This is a genomic window from Aeromonas encheleia (genome assembly GCF_900637545.1).
In the GTDB taxonomy this organism is placed as follows: Bacteria; Pseudomonadota; Gammaproteobacteria; order Enterobacterales; family Aeromonadaceae; genus Aeromonas; species Aeromonas encheleia.
This window is the reverse complement of the sequence record NZ_LR134376.1, coordinates 2,107,637-2,122,701: the sequence shown is the minus strand read 5'-3', so window position 1 is coordinate 2,122,701 and position 15,065 is coordinate 2,107,637. Positions and strand designations below refer to the sequence as shown.

Below are 15,065 nucleotides of genomic sequence, written 5' to 3'. Positions count from 1 at the left end.
AACAGAGGGTTATTTTAGTGATCCTGACATTTTTTTCTACTCCAAGGCCGCCCAGAGCCGCCGCCAAGTCACTGATCAGACTAGTTAGAAATAAATAATGGCCCACTTGGGGCCATTCGCAACTGCGCATTAAGCTGGGGTTCAGGGATGGGGCGAGAGCCCACGGCGAATGCGCCGGATCCCCTCTTCGTAGAGGCCGTCCGGCCCCTCCTGTCCCTCGCGGGTATCGAAGATCTTGAGGAACCACATGTACTGCCCGGGGTGACGGGTCAGCTGCCGCTCGACGCAATCGTTCATGCGACAGGTGTCGGCCAGCAGATCCTCGCTCGGGTAGTCGGCGAAGGGGGCCTCTATCTCCAGCTTGTAGCAGTGCGCCGCCTCGTCATAGCAGGCCAGTACCGGCACCGCCTTGGCGCCGGTCAGCTTCACCAGCCGTGGCAGGGCCGGCAGGGTCGCCTTGGGATAGTCGAAGAAGGGGGCAAAGATGCTCGCCTCGCGGCCATGATCCTGATCCGGCAGGTAGAAGAAACTCAGGCCGGATTTGACCGCCTTGATCACCGGCTTGATGCCGGCGCTGCGCTCATAGACGCGGCAGCCATTCTTGGCCCGCTCGCGGTTGATGTGCCAGTCGAACACCGGGTTGCGGGCGCTCTTCATCATGGTGCACATGGGCACGCCACGCTGGGAGAAGTAGTAACCCGCCGCATCGATGGGCCAGCTGTGGGGCACCACCAGGATCACCGGTCGGCCGGCGGCCTGCTCTGCCTCTATGTACTCCCAGCCGCTCACCTGGATCCGCGTCATCAGGTATTTTGGGCTGCGCACCGTGAACTCGCCGAAGCCAAGCAGGCTCTTGAGGCCAACCCGGATGGAGGCCATCAGGATGGCGTCCCGCTCGGCCTCGCTCTTCTCCTTGAAGCAGATGGCGAGGTTGGTCCTGGCGATATAGACCTGTTTCTTCGAGATCTTGAGCACCAGCGGCGCCAGGGCGTCGGCCAGCCTGTCGCGCCAGCGCGGCGGCACGAAGGCGAACACGCCGAGGGCACCCAGGGCCAGCCAGCTCGGCCAGTAACGGGGATGCAGCAAACGGGGCTGAAAAGAGGAGTCAAAAACGGGATCTTGGGAGGACATGGATACTATCGAATGATGAAAATGGGCAATTGTGGCAATCCTGACAGGTAATACCAGTTAAAGCTATCTTAATGTCACCTGAATCATCGGCTTCCTGATCCCGCTCACGCCTCTGGCCAAGGGGCCTGGCGCCCCTCCCCCGAGGGCGGACCTCTCCCGCTCAGAAAAGCAACTCAGCCGGCCATGTACAATGCAAAACACCCCGCATGAGGGGGTGTTTTGCCGATGACAAGATTGGACGGTCAGCCTAAGTCCGACAGCGCCCTCAGCGACGCGCCAGAGGCGGGTTTGCCACCGTCATGCGCGCCTGGCCAAGGGGCAAGAAAAACATCAGGTAACGCAGCGCCACGTAACCGACGATCAGGGTCGCCACACCGAGCTCGACATAGGCCAGCCGGGTGATCTGCGCCGCATAGTGCGCCGCCTCAGGCCACTGCGCCAGCAGGTGAGCCACCTTGAACAGGGCGGTGGCACCTATCACCAGCGGGAAGGTGAAGGCGGCAAACCCTGGCGAGAACGGCAGACGCAGCAGCTTGACGAAGGCCAGGTAGATGATGCCCGTCATCAGGAGTGCTATCCCGAGCAGGGTGGCCACCAGCAGCAGCGACGGATCCTGGCTCACGGTCAGGTAGCCGGCCAAGGAGAGGCTGGCGGGGGCGGCCAGGATGGCGATGGTCGGCTTGGCGGCATCCGGCACCTCGTGGCTGAAGATGAGGCGATAGAGCATCAACGGCAGCATCAGGCCGTAGCAGATCATGCCGAACCAGAGCAGACCGTTGGCCAGCCCGGCGAAGGGGCCGCCCGGATAGGCGACGTCCGCCACTATGATCCCGACCGGCGGCACGAACCAGCTCGGCACCATGTGATGGAGCTCGAACGCCTTGGCCCGGTGCCAGATGAAGGTGGCCAGGAACAGCAGGTGCAGCACCACCGCAAACAGCCAGAGCCCCTGGCCGAGCGCCGGCGCCAGCAACCCGACGGCCTTGGAGACCACCATGGTGGCCATGGCATAGGTGGGCACCACGCTGCCGACCACGGGGTGGGCCAGATCCTGCCACAGCAGCCGCGGGTGCAGCACGAACTTGCAGGTGAGGATCAGCAGCAGGGCCGCGGCGATGGCCCCGCCCAGCAGTTGCAGGCGACCATCGAACTGACCGGCGTTTTCCCAACACCAGCCAAGGCTGGCGATCCCGAGTGCCAGCCCTGCCATGGGGGTCGGGGCGGCGGCCAGGGAGCGGCGGGTTCTTGCGATCATGTCTGATACCCTCTTATTGATGACGATGTGCATAGGATAATGAGGGTCTATCGTTTACGATATCTAAATGAATTGAATTAAGCGTTCAGGAAAACCAAACAAAAATGAAGCTGACCCTGCAACAACTCAAGGTGTTCGCCACCATAGCCCGCCACGGCAACCTGGGGCTGGCGGCGGGCGAGCTCTGCCTGAGCAAGGGTGCCGTCTCCCAGTCGCTGCAGGAGCTGGAGCGCCAGCTCGCCACCCCGCTGTTCGACCGGGTGCATCCGCGGCTGCAACTCAACAACGAGGGGCGCCTGCTGCAGCCGGCCGCCGAGGAGCTGTTGACCCGGATGCAGGAGATAGAGCAGCTGTTTCGCCCGGATGCCGAGCCCAGCGGCCAGCTGCGGCTCGGCGCCAGCCAGACCATAGGCAACTACCTGCTGCCGAGCCTGCTGGCCGACAGCGCCCACGAGCTGGGGCTGCCCCCCAGGGTGACCATCGCCAACACCCATCTGCTGTGCCATGCCCTCGCCAACTTCGAGCTGGATCTGGCGCTGATCGAGGGAGAGAACCATCACCCGGATCTGGTGACCGAGCCCTGGCTCGAGGACGAGATGCTGATCATAGCCCCGCCAACCCACCCCCTTGCCGCGCACGCCGCCCTCTCCCCCGAGCGGCTAGACGGCGAAACCTGGGTGCTGCGCGAACCCCAGTCCGGCAGCCGCGAGCAGTTCGAGCAGCAGCTCCAGCCCAGGCTGCCGCACTGGCGGGCGGGGCTCGAGCTCAACACCCTGGAGGCCGTCATGCTGGCGGTGGAGCATGGCCTCGGCCTCTCCTTCGTCTCCCGATTGGCGGTGGCGGATCGGTTGCAGAGCGGCCGCCTGGTGGCGCTCTCCCTCAGCCAGTCCTTCCCCCGCCGACTCTCCCTCATCTGGCACAAGCAGAAGTACCACTCCGCCGCCCTGCGCCGCTTCCTGGCATTTTGCCGCAGCCAGCAAGGCCCTGAGCAGGCACGAGCCGGTGCCTTGAAGCCCTGATAACCCCATGACGAAGAGGGCGCCGTGGCGCCCTCTTTCATTCGGTCAGACAGGATGGCAGCGGGCCACTCAGCGCCCGATCTGCAGCCCCGCCTCGACCCAGCCCAGCACCCGGCGGCTCAGGGCCTGGGGCAGCCAGGGGGAGTCCAGCAGCCCCTGGCGGACGCAATCGGCGAAGTGATCCGCCTCATGCTGCATGCCGCCCCCCAGCACCGGCAGGTGAATATCCTCAGGCCAATGGGCCAGGGGCCCGGCGGATAGCAGGCGAACATGCTGCGGGTTCCACCACTTGCCCTCCAGTACCAGCTCCCAGCGCTCTCCGTTCACATCTCCGCTCAGATAGGCACTCTTGTCGAGATCCTCGACTATGGAGGCGCCGAGTTCGGCCGCAAGGGGCCCGTTAAACACGAAGTGCGCCGCGAGATCCACCTCCCCCTCGGCCCGCACCAGACGCAGCTCGGGCTCTCCCGCCGCCAGCCCCAGTCGCTCACAGAAGGCGGCATAGAGCCAGAGCGGATAGACGCCGACGTCCCAGCCGGCACCGCCGTCCAGGCCAGGATCAAACAGCTTGCCGCCTCGCTCCTGCACCGAGCCGAACGCCGCCCGCAGCGAGCGGGGAGCGGGCAAGGCGGGCAGCCGCGCCAGCAGGGCGCGCATGGCCGGGAAGCACATCACCTTCATGGCCTCGAGCAGCAAGAGGCCACGCTCATGGGCAAGCGCCACCAGCGCATCCCAATCCGCCACCCGGGTGACGGCGGGTTTCTCCACCAGCACGTGCTTGCCTGCCAGCAACATCTGCCTGATCAGCCCGGCATGCTCCGGGTGGATCACCGCCACATAGACGGCATCGACCTCGGTGCTCTCGGCCAGCGCCTGGTAGCTGCCATAGGCCAGCGCCAGTCCCTGCTCCCGGGCAAACGCGTTCGCCCGCCCCTGATCACGGGCGGCGATCGCCACCACCCGGCCCGCGCCGGCGTGCAGGTTCACATCCTGGCAGAAACGGCGCGCTATGGCCCCCGCCCCGGCGATGCCCCAGCGCAGTGGCGCCCCCGTCAGTTCCTCTGTTTGCATCCGTTCTCTCTCCTGCACCGGTTATGCCTTGACCAGACTGCGCAGCCAGCGGATCTCGTCACCCCAGATCGTCTCGTCTATGGTCTCCAGGATCAGCGGAATGCCGTCGAAGCGCGCATCGTTCATGATGTGGTGGAACACCGCCTCCCCCAGATTCCCTTGCAGCAGGCTGTGGTGGCGGTCGACCCGGCTACCGAAGGTACACTTGGCACCGTTGATGTGCATCCCCTTCAGGTACTGAAAGCCCACGATGCGATCGAAATCCGCAAACACCTGGGCACAGCTCTCGGCGCTGCGCAGATCGTAGCCGGCGGCGAAGGCGTGGCAGGTGTCGAAGCAGATGCCGACCCGGCTCTTGTCCTCCACCCCGTCGATGATGGTGGCCAGGTGCTCGAACGACCAGCCGAGGTTGGTGCCCTGCCCGGCGGTGTTCTCGATCACGGCGCTGACCCCCTGGCTACGCTCCAGCGCCCAGTTGATGGACTCGCTCACCAGCTTCAGGCTGACGGCCTCGGGGATCTGCTTCAGGTGGCTGCCGGGATGGAAGTTGAGGTAGCAGAGGCCAAGCTGCTCGCAGCGCTTGAGCTCGTCCAGAAACGCATCCCTGGACTTGGCCAGGGCATCGGGGTCCGGATGACCCAGATTGATGAGGTAGCTGTCGTGGGGCAGGATCTGCTCGGGGCTAAAGCCCGCCTTGTCGCAGGCCTGTTTGAAGGCGCGAATGCTGGCCTCGGAGAGCGGCGCCGCCTGCCATTGGCGCTGGTTCTTGGTGAACAGGGCGAAGGCATTGGCCCCGATGGCCTGCGCGCGGGCGATGGTGTTTTCCACCCCGCCGGCGGCACTGACGTGGGCTCCGATAAATTTCATAACATCTCCTCTGCACTGTGAACCGTCATCAGGCAGACCCGCGCCAAGCTGAACGTCCGATGCGGCGCCTCATGGGGTCTGCGTTGTGAGGCGCCATTATGCCCAAGCCCCCCGCCCGCGCCAAACCGGGATTGTCGATGGCCACCATAGAAAAGGCGCCCGCAGGCGCCTCGTTCAGGATGGTGGTCAGCCAAGGCTCAGTAGTCAAGCCCGGCACCATAGGGGTAGAGCGGGCTGGCAGAGTCGCTCGCCACATCCGACTGCTGGTTCAGCACCGCCTGCCAGCTGGAGGGCAGCTCGAACGGCAGCTTGCCCCTGGCCTTGGCCTTGCCGCTGATGACGTCGAACAGCGCCTGATCCAGGGCACCGAAGTTGGCCAGCAACACCTGGGCCGCAGGGGCCACCTCGGTCAGGATGGCGGGCCTGTCCAGATAGACCGACAGCACCAGCGGCACCCCGGCCTGCTCGATGGCCTGGATGGCGGCCAGCTCGTCCGCCCCATGGTAGACCCCCTCATGGGCGGTCTCCTGCTCCACCTGATCGCTGCTGGCGAAGCCAAGCTGACCGAAGTGGATGCTGCCAAACGGGAAGCGGGGATCCTGCTCGCCGGGGGCATTGACCCTAGCGATGGCGAGATCGGCCTGGGCCAGATCCGTCACCACCGTATAGCCATTGGCCGTCGCCACCTCGGCATTGACGTTATGGAGATAGACCCGTTTGCCCTCGGCCTTGAGTGGCAGCAAGGCGCCGTCATTCTTCAGCAGCACGTGGGCCGCCGCCTGCGCCGCCTGGGCCTCCTGCTGGAAGGCGCTGTTGCCGACCAGGGTCACCGCCGCCTGGGCATCCACGTAGGGGTTCTCAAACAGTCCCAGTGCGAACTTCTGCTCGAGGATGCGCAGGGCCGAGTTCGACACCGCCGCCTCGGTCACCAGACCCGCCTGCACGGCCGCCAGCAGGGGGGCCGGATCCTCAACACCACCGAACTGATCCACCCCGGCGGCGATGGCCTTGGCGTAGCGCTGGGCCTTGGTCAGGTTCTCCACCCCCCAGGACATGCCAAAGGGCACAGTCCAGGGGCTGACGCCGGCCGCCACCTCCTCCTGACTCAACCCCTCCTCGCAGCGGGCGTTGCAGTCGTTGACTATGCCCCAGTCGCTGAGCACCACCCCCTCGAATCCGAAGTGGCCCCGCAACAGCTCGGTCAGGATCTGGCGGTTGAAGCCAAAGCCCACCTCCTCGATGGCCTGTCCCTCATGGGTCAAGCCCTCCGGCAGGGCATAGTAGGGCATGACAGCCCCCACCTTGGCCTCGAAGGCTCCCTCGAAGGGCACCAGATGGTAGGCGAACTGGCCCCCCGGATAGACCTGCTCCTTGCCCCAGGGGTTGTGGGCATCCAGCCCGTCCTTCTGCGGGCCGGCCCCGGCGAAGTGCTTGACCACGGTAACGACGCTCTGCGGGCCTATGCCGTCACTCCCCTGCTGGAAGCCCTCGATGTAGGCCTTGACCAGGGACTTGGCAAGCTGGTTGTTCTCGCCGAAGGTGCCGTTGATGCGGCCCCAGCGCGGCTCGGTCGCAAGATCCGCCTGGGGTGACAGGGCCTCCTGGATCCCCACGGCGCGGTACTCCTGGCGGGCGATGTCGCCGAAGCGCTGCACCAGGGCGGCATCGCCGATGGCGGCGAGACCCAGTGTCTCTGGCCACTGGGAGAAGGCGCCGGCGCCGATGCTGGTGGCATTGGGATCATGGGTGAAGTGATTGCGCGGATCTGTGCTGACCGTCATCGGGATGCCAAGGCCGACCCCCTCCAGCAGCGCCTGCAGCCGGTTGTTGTCCTCGGCGATCGCCGCCGGATCGCCGGCCATGCGGGTGATGAAGGTGTTGACCCCATCACTCTTCAGCATCTTGTCCATGGCGGCCAGATTGACCCGCCCCTCTCCGTCTAGCACCAGGGTGCCGTGCATCATCAGCCCCGCCTTCTGGGCCAGGGTGAGTCGCGCCACCAGATCCCGCGCCCGCTCGTCGGCACCGAGGCGCCAGTCTTCATAGGGGGTCAGGTCGCCGCTGGCATCCAGATCCTTGAATTGCAGGCCATCCTGCTCGATCAGGGCCACCGAGCGGTGCCCCAGGTCGGGTTGCTCGGGCTTGGGGGTGGAGTCGTTGTCATTGTTGCACCCTGCCAGCAGCAGGGCGCCTATGGTCAGGGCGAGACGGTGGTATTTCATTATTGTGACCTTCCATGTGTGTAGGTCAGGCCACTCTATGGAAAAGCCAGCCCCTTCACTTGCCCGCCGGGTGCAGGAAATTGCCCGCTGGGAGCAGCATGCAAAACTGTGAAAAGGGTTGCAGGGTTACCCTTGGTTACAATATTGAAACAATTAACCGCACCTGAGTCACAGCAATTTGTGGCCGGTGCTGGATCATGGTGGGCCACCGCCGACAAGGATTTCGCCGTGAAGACAGTCTCCAACCGGATAGCCCAGCATTGCCTCGCCCACTGGCAGACTCAAGGGCGGGATCCGGCCCAGCTCCTGCTCGCCGCCGGGATAGCCAGAGAAGAGCTGCAGCTGCCCCAGGGCAGGATCGATGCCCAGCGCCACTTCCGGCTGCTGGCCCAGGTCGCCCCCCATGCGGATCTCGCCCGCGGCTGGGCGCCCCCCTCGCTGACCGGGCTGTTTGCCGACTTCCTGCCCCTGGCCAGCCTCTGCTGCAATGCCGCCACCCTGCGCCAGGCGCTGCACTTCTTCCTCTCCTACCGCCCCCTGATCGGCGAGTGCGACCGGATCCTCCTGCGGGAGGAAGAGGGACAAGCCAGGCTCAGCTACCATTCGGAGTCCGCTCACCCGGACGTGATCGCCATCAGCAGCCTGGCCAACCTCTGCCACCTCTATGCCCTGCTCCAGTTTTACCACCCGGGGCAGGGCCAGCTGGTGCTGCCGACGCCGGTGCGCCCCAAGCTGTGGCGCGAGCTGGCCGCCTGGCTGGGAGGGCGGCTGCAACTGGGAACGGGCTTTGAGCTGCGCTTCCCCGCCGCCCTGCTCGATCTCGCCTATGCCGGCCACAACCTCGCCCTGCAGCCCCTGCTGCTGGGGGAGCTTGGCAACCAGATGAGCCTGCTCCACCCGCCGACCCGCTACCGTGAGCGGGTGCTGGAGCTGATCCGGCTGCGGCTCTGGCAGGGGGACGGCGAGCCCCACCGGCTGCTCGGCGAGCTCTGCGAGACGCTCAAGCTGACCCGCTGGACCCTCAATCGTTACCTGCGCGAGGAGGGCTGCCACTTCTCGGCGCTGCTGGATCAGGTCAGACGGGAGGAGGCCTGCCGCCTGCTGCAGGATCCTGGCCTGCAATTGCAGGAGGTGGGTGGACGGCTCGGCTTCGCCAGCCAGAGCAGCTTCAGCCGCTTCTTCAAGGGGGCCTTCGCCCAGTCCCCCAGTCAGTACCGCTCAAGGCGCAGCCGAGCCTGACTCGGTGGCCAGGGCCGTCTCGAGCAACTCTGCCAGCCAGCGGATGAACAGCTGCACCCTGGGGGCCAGCTGGCGACGATGGGCATAGAGGGCGTGAATGGGCAGCGGCGGCGCCTGCCACCGAGGCAATATAGTCACCAGCTCGCCGCTGCCCAGCAGTGGCTCCACCCCGACCCGCGGCATCTGGATGATGCCAAGCCCCGCCCGCGCCGCCGCGAGATAGGATTCGCTGTCGTTGACCGTGAGCGCCCCCGCCATGGGCAACAGGGCGCGGCTGCCATCCTCGGCCAGGTACTCGAAACCGGGCTCGCTGCGCCCCAGCCCGGTGCCATAGTGCACCAGCCGGTGACGGCTCAGATCCGCCAGGCTTTGGGGCAGCCCGTGGGCGGCCAGGTAGCCGGCGCTCGCACAGTTGATCTGGCGATACTGGCCGAGGGGGCGCGCCACCAGGCTAGAGGACTCCAGCGCTCCGACCCGCACCACGCAGTCAAAGCCCTCGCGCACCAGATCGACCCGCCTGTCCGTGCTGCTCAGCATCAGTTGCAAGGCGGGATGGGCCGCCAGCAGGGCGGGCAGCGCCGGGATCACCAGATGGCGCGCCATCCGGCTCGGCATGTCCACCCGTAGTTGCCCCGAGATCTGCCCCTCCTGACGAAACAGGCCACCGAACTCCTCCATGTCCGCCAGCAGATCCCGACAGCGGGCGTAACAGAGCTGACCATCCGTGGTCAGCTGCACCCGCCTCGTGGTGCGCTGCAGCAGGCGGGTGCCCATTCGCTCCTCCAGCCGGCGGATGGCGGCGGAGAGGGTCGCCTTGGGGATCCCGAGCTGCTCGGCGCTGCGGCTGAAGCTCTCGAGCTCGGCGACCCGCATGAAGAGCCTCATCTCATCCAGTTGATCCATGGGCTATTATCCTTTCAAACGGAACAGTGCATTCATTATCACCCTCTTTATCTCGCATGAAAGCACCAATAGAGTGAAGAGGTAAGTTCAACACACCCCCTTACATCCCCCAGACAGGAGTCACAGCATGACCCACCCCATTGCCCTCATCACCGGTGCCAGCCGCGGCCTCGGCAAACACTCGGCCCTGGCCCTCGCGGCGAAGGGGGTCGACCTCATCATCACCTACCGCAGTCAGGCCGACGAGGCCGCCAGCGTGGTGACCCAGGCGCGGGCGCTCGGGGTCAAGGCCCAGGCGCTGGCGCTGGATGTGGGTGACAGCGCCTCCTTCACGGCCTTTGCGGACGAGGTGCGCCAGCTGCTGCAACGGGAGTGGCAGCGCGAGCGCTTCAACTTCCTGGTCAACAACGCCGGCATCGGCATCCACGCCGACTTCGAGCAGACCACGGAGCAGCAGTTCGACACCCTGCTCAACATCCACCTCAAGGGGACCTTCTTCCTGACCCAGCAGTTGTTGCCGCTGATCATGGACGGCGGGCGCATCGTCAACCTCTCCACCGGTCTCACCCGCTTCGCCCTGCCGGGTTATGCCGCCTATGCGGCCATGAAGGGGGGCATCGAGGTGCTGAGCCGCTATCTGGCCCTGGAGCTGGGCCCGCGGGGGATCGCCGTCAACGTGGTGGCCCCCGGCGCCATCGAGACCGACTTTGGCGGCGGCCTGGTGCGCGACAACAAGGCGGTCAACGAGCGCATCGCGAGCCAGACCGCGCTGGGGCGGGTCGGCCAGCCCGACGACGTCGGCGGCGTGATCGCCGCCCTGCTCTCCGATGACAACCGCTGGCTCAACGCCCAGCGCATCGAGGTCTCGGGCGGCATCTTTATCTGAGTGTCCATCCCGGACCCCATCGTCTCGGGAGCCCTGGAGAGCGCAAAAACAAGAGGCCCCACCATAAGGTGGGGCCTCTTTGTGTCTGCCCGGTTTTACCTGACCGCTTGCATGACTGGCCCAGCGGGCTGGCACCGTCCGTGCGCCGGGGCGACGCCTTACAGCGTCTTGCCGCCGGAGGCGATCACCGACTGATACCAGTGGAAGCTGTCTTTCTTGATGCGGCGCAAGGAGCCGCTGCTCTGCTCGTCCCGCTCGATATAGACGAAGCCGTAGCGCTTCTGGTAGCCGTTGAGCCAGCTCAGGATGTCGGTGAAGGACCAGGCGCAGTAGCCGAGCAGCTCGACCCCGTCCTGCAGCGCCTCCTGACAGGCCTTCAGGTGGCTCTGCAGGTAGGCGATGCGGTAGTCGTCGTGCACCCGGCCGTCCGCGGTCAGCTTGTCAAACTCGCCGAGGCCGTTTTCGGTGATCATCAGCGGCAGGCCGTAGCGGGACGAGAGCCGACGCAGGGCGATGCGCATCCCGGTGGGATCGATGGCCCAGTCCCAGTTGCTGGTCTCAAGGTGCGGGTTCGGGGTGGTCTTGTAGAGACCGGGGACACCGCTCGACGGCGTGGTGCCCTTCTGGCCCGTGGTGTTGATGCGCTGCATGGTCTGGCCGCCGATCGGGTTGTCGGTGAAGGTCAGGGTGTAGTAGTAATTGACCCCGATGTAATCCGGCGTCCCCTCTCGCAAGAGCGCCAGATCCCCCGGCAGGATCTCGGGGGCCTCGCCGGTCTCCCTCAGGTAGGCGAGCGCCGCCTGGGGGTAACGACCGAAGCAGTAGGCATCCAGCCACCAGAGGTTGGTGAACTCCTCGGCATTCTCATAGGCCAGCATGTCGCTGGGCGAGCAGGATGCCGGATAAGCGGGGGAATAGGCGAAGCTCGGGCCGATGAGGCCGCCGGGTACATGCTGGCGGAACGCCTTGATGACCCGGGCGTTGGCCAGAAACGCGATGTGGTTGGCGGCGAAGAAGCGCTTCCTGTCCTGCACCGCGGGCGGATGGGTGCCGAGCTGGTAGGCGTTGGTCAGGTTGTAGTTCTGCTCGTTGAGGGAAACCCAGTACTTCACCTTGCCGGCGAAGCGCTGATAGAGGGTGACGCAGTAGCGCTCGAAGTCGTCGATGATGCGCCTGTCTTCCCAGCCGCCGTACTCTTCCTGCAGCGCCTGGGGCAGATCCCAGTGGTAGAGCGTCAGCACCGGCTCGATGCCGTGGGCGATCAGGCTGTCGATGAGCCGCTCGTAGAAGGCGAGCCCCGCCTCATTCACTTCACCGCGACCGGTGGGGAAGATGCGCGGCCAGCTCACCGAGAAGCGATAGGCCTTGAGCCCCATCTCGGCCATCAGCGCCACGTCTTCCTCTACGCGATGATAGTGATCCACCGCCACGTCGCCGTTGCTGCCCTGGAAGGTCTTGCCCGGCAGCTTGGTGAAGACGTCCCACACCGAGGGGCCCTTGCCATCGTCCTTCCAGGCCCCTTCTACCTGATAGGCGGCGGAGGCGGCCCCCCACAGGAAGTCCTTGGGGAAGTCATTGATCTTGGGATGATGCATCTGGTGTGTCTCCTTCTGCTTGCGATGGCGCTGGCCACCTCGAATGAACGGGTGCCGATCAGATAGGCACCCCGAATGAATTGGCATAAGCATCGAACAGTTTTAAAATTCCGTCCAATGACAATTTTGACCATTCAACATTCCAAACAGGAATGAAGGAGCAGCGATGGAGCTGAGAGACCTGAAGGCCTTCGTCACCCTGGGGGAGGTATTGCACTTTGGCCAGGCGGCGGCGCGCCAGCACATCACCCAGTCGGCCCTGAGCAAGCAGATACGGCGGCTGGAGGCGGAGTTTGGCGGCGAACTGTTCGAGCGCAACGCCAGCAGCACCCGGCTGACCCTGCTCGGGCGGGCGCTCTATGCGGATGCCTGCGCCCTGGTGGCGCAGAGCGAGCAGCTCGGCCGCACCGCCCGCGACGTGCTGGCGGGCAGCGGCGGCAGCCTGCGCATCGGCTTCGGGGTGGCCACCAAGCTGCTGGTGCCCGCCGCCATCGCCCGCTTTCGGGCGACCCGCCCCCGGGTGAATATCGAGCTCAACGATCTCTCCACCCATCACCAGCTGATGGCGCTCGCCGAGGGCAAGCTGGATCTCGGCTTCTGCCGCCTGCCCGCCCCCAGGGGCTGGCACTTCCTGCCGGTGGTGCGCGCCCATTTCGTCGCCGTGCTGCCCGCCAGCTACCGCGGGATAGGCGGCTTTGCGGATCTGGTGGACAAGCCGCTGGCCATCTTGCGCCGGGACAAAGCCCCCTCCTTCCACGATCAATTCGTGCACTACCTGGCCCAGAGCGGGCTGCGTTTTCGCGACATCCAGTATGTGAACGACTTCGCCGCCGGCATCGCCACCGCGGCGGCGGGCATCGCCTGGACCCTGGTGCCCTCCTCCACCACCATAGAGCACCCGGACGTGATCGCCCTGCCGCTCATGGAGCCCGAGGCGAGCTGGATCATCGGCCTCACCCGCCCGCCCCAGGGCGACAACCCGCTCATCGACGCCTTCTGGCAGACGGTGGCCGAACTCGGGGATCCCGAGCTCCGCGGCCGAGACATGGCCCTGGCTCAGAGTCGATAGCGTAGCGCCCTGCCGGCTGAGCCTGCGGTCGGCCTCGTTGCGCAAGGCGGAGCTCGACGGCTGAACGGAAGGATGGATTCGGGATGAAAGAGGCTCGGGTGGCCAGAAAGTGCTGAGCGCCATGGGCGCGCCGCCTGATTAGCAGTAGCTTTTCGGCGGACAAGCCCATTAGAATCTCCCCATAGACCCCGGCGCTCGATGCGCCGCCCGACAAGGATCCCTGTCCCCCATGCCACCTCACTGGCTGCTGAAATTCGATTTGCACCGCCTCATCCTGGCCCTGGCCGTCCTCGGCGTGCTGGCCACCTTTGGTAACAGTTTCTACGCCGTCCACCAGGCCCAGCGACAGCTGCTGATCGCCAGCACCCTGGAGGCCAACCGGGTCTATGCCGCCAAGCTGGCCGCCTCCGCCGATGCCATGCTCCAATCCGCCCAGGGGCAGCTGGCCTACAGCGCCTCCCTGCTGGCGCCGCTGCTGCAGGCCAGGGACCTGGGGGGCCTCGACGAGGAGGTCAGCCGCCTGCGCCTGCAGACCAACACCTTCAACTCGGTGGTCATCGTCAACCGCGACGCCACCATAGTCGCCGTCTCCCCCGAGACGCTGCAGCTCAAGGGGGCCAAGCTCAGCTCCCCCATCTCCCGGCAAGCCCTCAACCTGCAGCAGCCGCTGATCTCGGACCCCTTCGTCTCGCTCTCCGGCAACTACCTCATCAGCCTCTCCTACCCGGTGTTTGCGGCCGATCAGCGCTATCTCGGCTACGTCGCCGGCACCATCTACCTGCAGTCGGCCAGCATCCTCTCCAGCATGCTGGGCCAGCACTACTACCAGGATGGCTCCTACCTCTATGTGGTCGATCGGGAGAAGACGCTGATCTACCACCCGGATCCCCAGCGCATCGGCCAGAAGATCGAGGACAACCAGGTGGTCGACGAGGTGCTGAACGGGCAGCAGGGGGCGCTGAGTGTGATCAACTCCGGGGGCACCGACATGCTGGCCGGCTTCGCACCGGTTGCCAGCGCGAGCTGGGGCATAGTCGCCCAGCGCCCGCGCAGCGCCACCCTGGCGGGGCTCGACGAGCAGTTGTCCGGCGTGCTGATGCAGATGGTCCCTCTCACCCTCTTCATCCTCTTCGTCATCTGGCTCTCGGCGACCTTCATCTCCCGGCCGCTGCGCCAGCTGGCCAACCGGGCCAGGCTGATGGATCAGCAGGAGGCGATTTCCAACATCGCCGGCATCCGCGCCTGGTACTTCGAGGCGGCCCAGTTGAAGCAGGCCATCCTCAAGGGGCTGGGCCTGCTCAATACCAAGATCGACAAGTTGCACAACGACAGTCACACCGATCCCATGACCGGGCTCCTCAATCGGCGGGCGATGCAGCAGATGCTGGATGAATATCAGGCCGAGCGCCGGGCCCTGTCCGTCATCGCACTGGATATCGATCACTTCAAGGCCATCAATGACAACTTCGGTCACGACGTCGGGGATGAGGTGATCATCGCCCTGGCCGGCCTGATGCAGCAGGAGATCAGGCCGGATGCGGCCCTGTTCCGCAGCGGCGGTGAGGAGTTTCTGTTGCTGCTACCCGGGGTCTCGCTGTCGCAGGCCCAGGCGATCGCCGAGCGGCTGCGGCTGAAGGTAGCGGCCCATGAGATGGCCAGGGTGGGACGAGTCACCCTCTCCCTCGGCGTGGCGCATTGGCCCGAACATGCCAGCGCCACCCTGGGGGAGGTGCTCAAGTGTGCGGACAAGGCGCTTTATGAAGCCAAGCACCAAGGCAGGAATTGCGTGGTGGTGGGAATGTGTTGAT

Annotated in this window: 12 protein-coding genes; 5 read left to right on the top strand and 7 right to left on the bottom strand. The window is 65.5% G+C overall.

Translation table 11 applies throughout. The annotated features are described in order from the left end of the window. Positions 1–141: 141 nt before the first annotated feature. Positions 142–1,131, bottom strand: a complete 990-nt coding sequence (gene lpxM / locus EL255_RS09835) for a lauroyl-Kdo(2)-lipid IV(A) myristoyltransferase (RefSeq protein WP_042653725.1) — start codon at positions 1,129–1,131, stop codon at positions 142–144. Positions 1,132–1,396: 265 nt separating this feature from the next. Beyond that, positions 1,397–2,386, bottom strand: coding sequence for a TDT family transporter (locus EL255_RS09830; protein WP_042653770.1), 990 nt, complete (start codon positions 2,384–2,386; stop codon positions 1,397–1,399). 104 nt (positions 2,387–2,490) lie between these two features. Between EL255_RS09830 and EL255_RS09825 the strand changes: the two genes are divergently transcribed. Next, the gene (locus EL255_RS09825; protein WP_042653724.1) at positions 2,491–3,405 is read left to right on the top strand and encodes a LysR substrate-binding domain-containing protein; all 915 of its coding nucleotides are present in this window, start codon (positions 2,491–2,493) and stop codon (positions 3,403–3,405) included. Between the two features lie 69 nt (positions 3,406–3,474). Here the strand turns inward: EL255_RS09825 and EL255_RS09820 are convergent, their stop codons facing one another. The 3 genes from EL255_RS09820 to EL255_RS09810 all read right to left on the bottom strand — a co-directional run bounded on the left by EL255_RS09820 (position 3,475) and on the right by EL255_RS09810 (position 7,565). Further along, positions 3,475–4,476 (bottom strand): Gfo/Idh/MocA family protein, encoded by a 1,002-nt coding sequence (locus EL255_RS09820; RefSeq protein WP_042653723.1) that lies wholly within the window; start codon positions 4,474–4,476, stop codon positions 3,475–3,477. A 21-nt stretch (positions 4,477–4,497) separates the two neighbouring features. Next, entirely contained in the window at positions 4,498–5,343 is an 846-nt protein-coding gene (gene nfo / locus EL255_RS09815; protein WP_042653722.1) for a deoxyribonuclease IV, read from the bottom strand. Positions 5,344–5,540: 197 nt separating this feature from the next. Next, complete coding sequence (locus tag EL255_RS09810; RefSeq protein WP_042653721.1) at positions 5,541–7,565, bottom strand: glycoside hydrolase family 3 protein; 2,025 nt, start codon at positions 7,563–7,565, stop codon at positions 5,541–5,543. Between the two features lie 228 nt (positions 7,566–7,793). Between EL255_RS09810 and EL255_RS09805 the strand changes: the two genes are divergently transcribed. After that, on the top strand, positions 7,794–8,804 hold the full coding sequence (locus EL255_RS09805; protein ID WP_042653720.1) for a helix-turn-helix domain-containing protein: 1,011 nt from the start codon (positions 7,794–7,796) through the stop codon (positions 8,802–8,804). Here EL255_RS09805 and EL255_RS09800 read toward each other — a convergent pair. Continuing rightward, the gene (locus tag EL255_RS09800; RefSeq protein WP_042653719.1) at positions 8,784–9,707 is read right to left on the bottom strand and encodes a LysR family transcriptional regulator; all 924 of its coding nucleotides are present in this window, start codon (positions 9,705–9,707) and stop codon (positions 8,784–8,786) included. The genes EL255_RS09805 and EL255_RS09800 overlap by 21 nt on opposite strands. A 127-nt stretch (positions 9,708–9,834) precedes the next feature. On the opposite strand from EL255_RS09800, the gene EL255_RS09795 reads away from it, so the two are divergent. Further along, entirely contained in the window at positions 9,835–10,593 is a 759-nt protein-coding gene (locus EL255_RS09795) for an SDR family NAD(P)-dependent oxidoreductase (RefSeq protein WP_042653718.1), read from the top strand. Positions 10,594–10,751: 158 nt separating this feature from the next. Here EL255_RS09795 and EL255_RS09790 read toward each other — a convergent pair whose 3' ends face one another. Beyond that, positions 10,752–12,188, bottom strand: coding sequence for a glycoside hydrolase family 1 protein (locus tag EL255_RS09790; protein WP_042653717.1), 1,437 nt, complete (start codon positions 12,186–12,188; stop codon positions 10,752–10,754). Positions 12,189–12,354: 166 nt separating this feature from the next. Between EL255_RS09790 and EL255_RS09785 the strand changes: the two genes are divergently transcribed. Next, on the top strand, positions 12,355–13,257 hold the full coding sequence (locus EL255_RS09785) for a LysR family transcriptional regulator (RefSeq protein WP_042653716.1): 903 nt from the start codon (positions 12,355–12,357) through the stop codon (positions 13,255–13,257). A gap of 229 nt (positions 13,258–13,486) precedes the next feature. Beyond that, a complete protein-coding gene (locus tag EL255_RS09780) occupies positions 13,487–15,064 on the top strand; it encodes a sensor domain-containing diguanylate cyclase (protein ID WP_042653715.1) in 1,578 nt (525 codons plus the stop codon). Position 15,065: the final 1 nt, after the last annotated feature.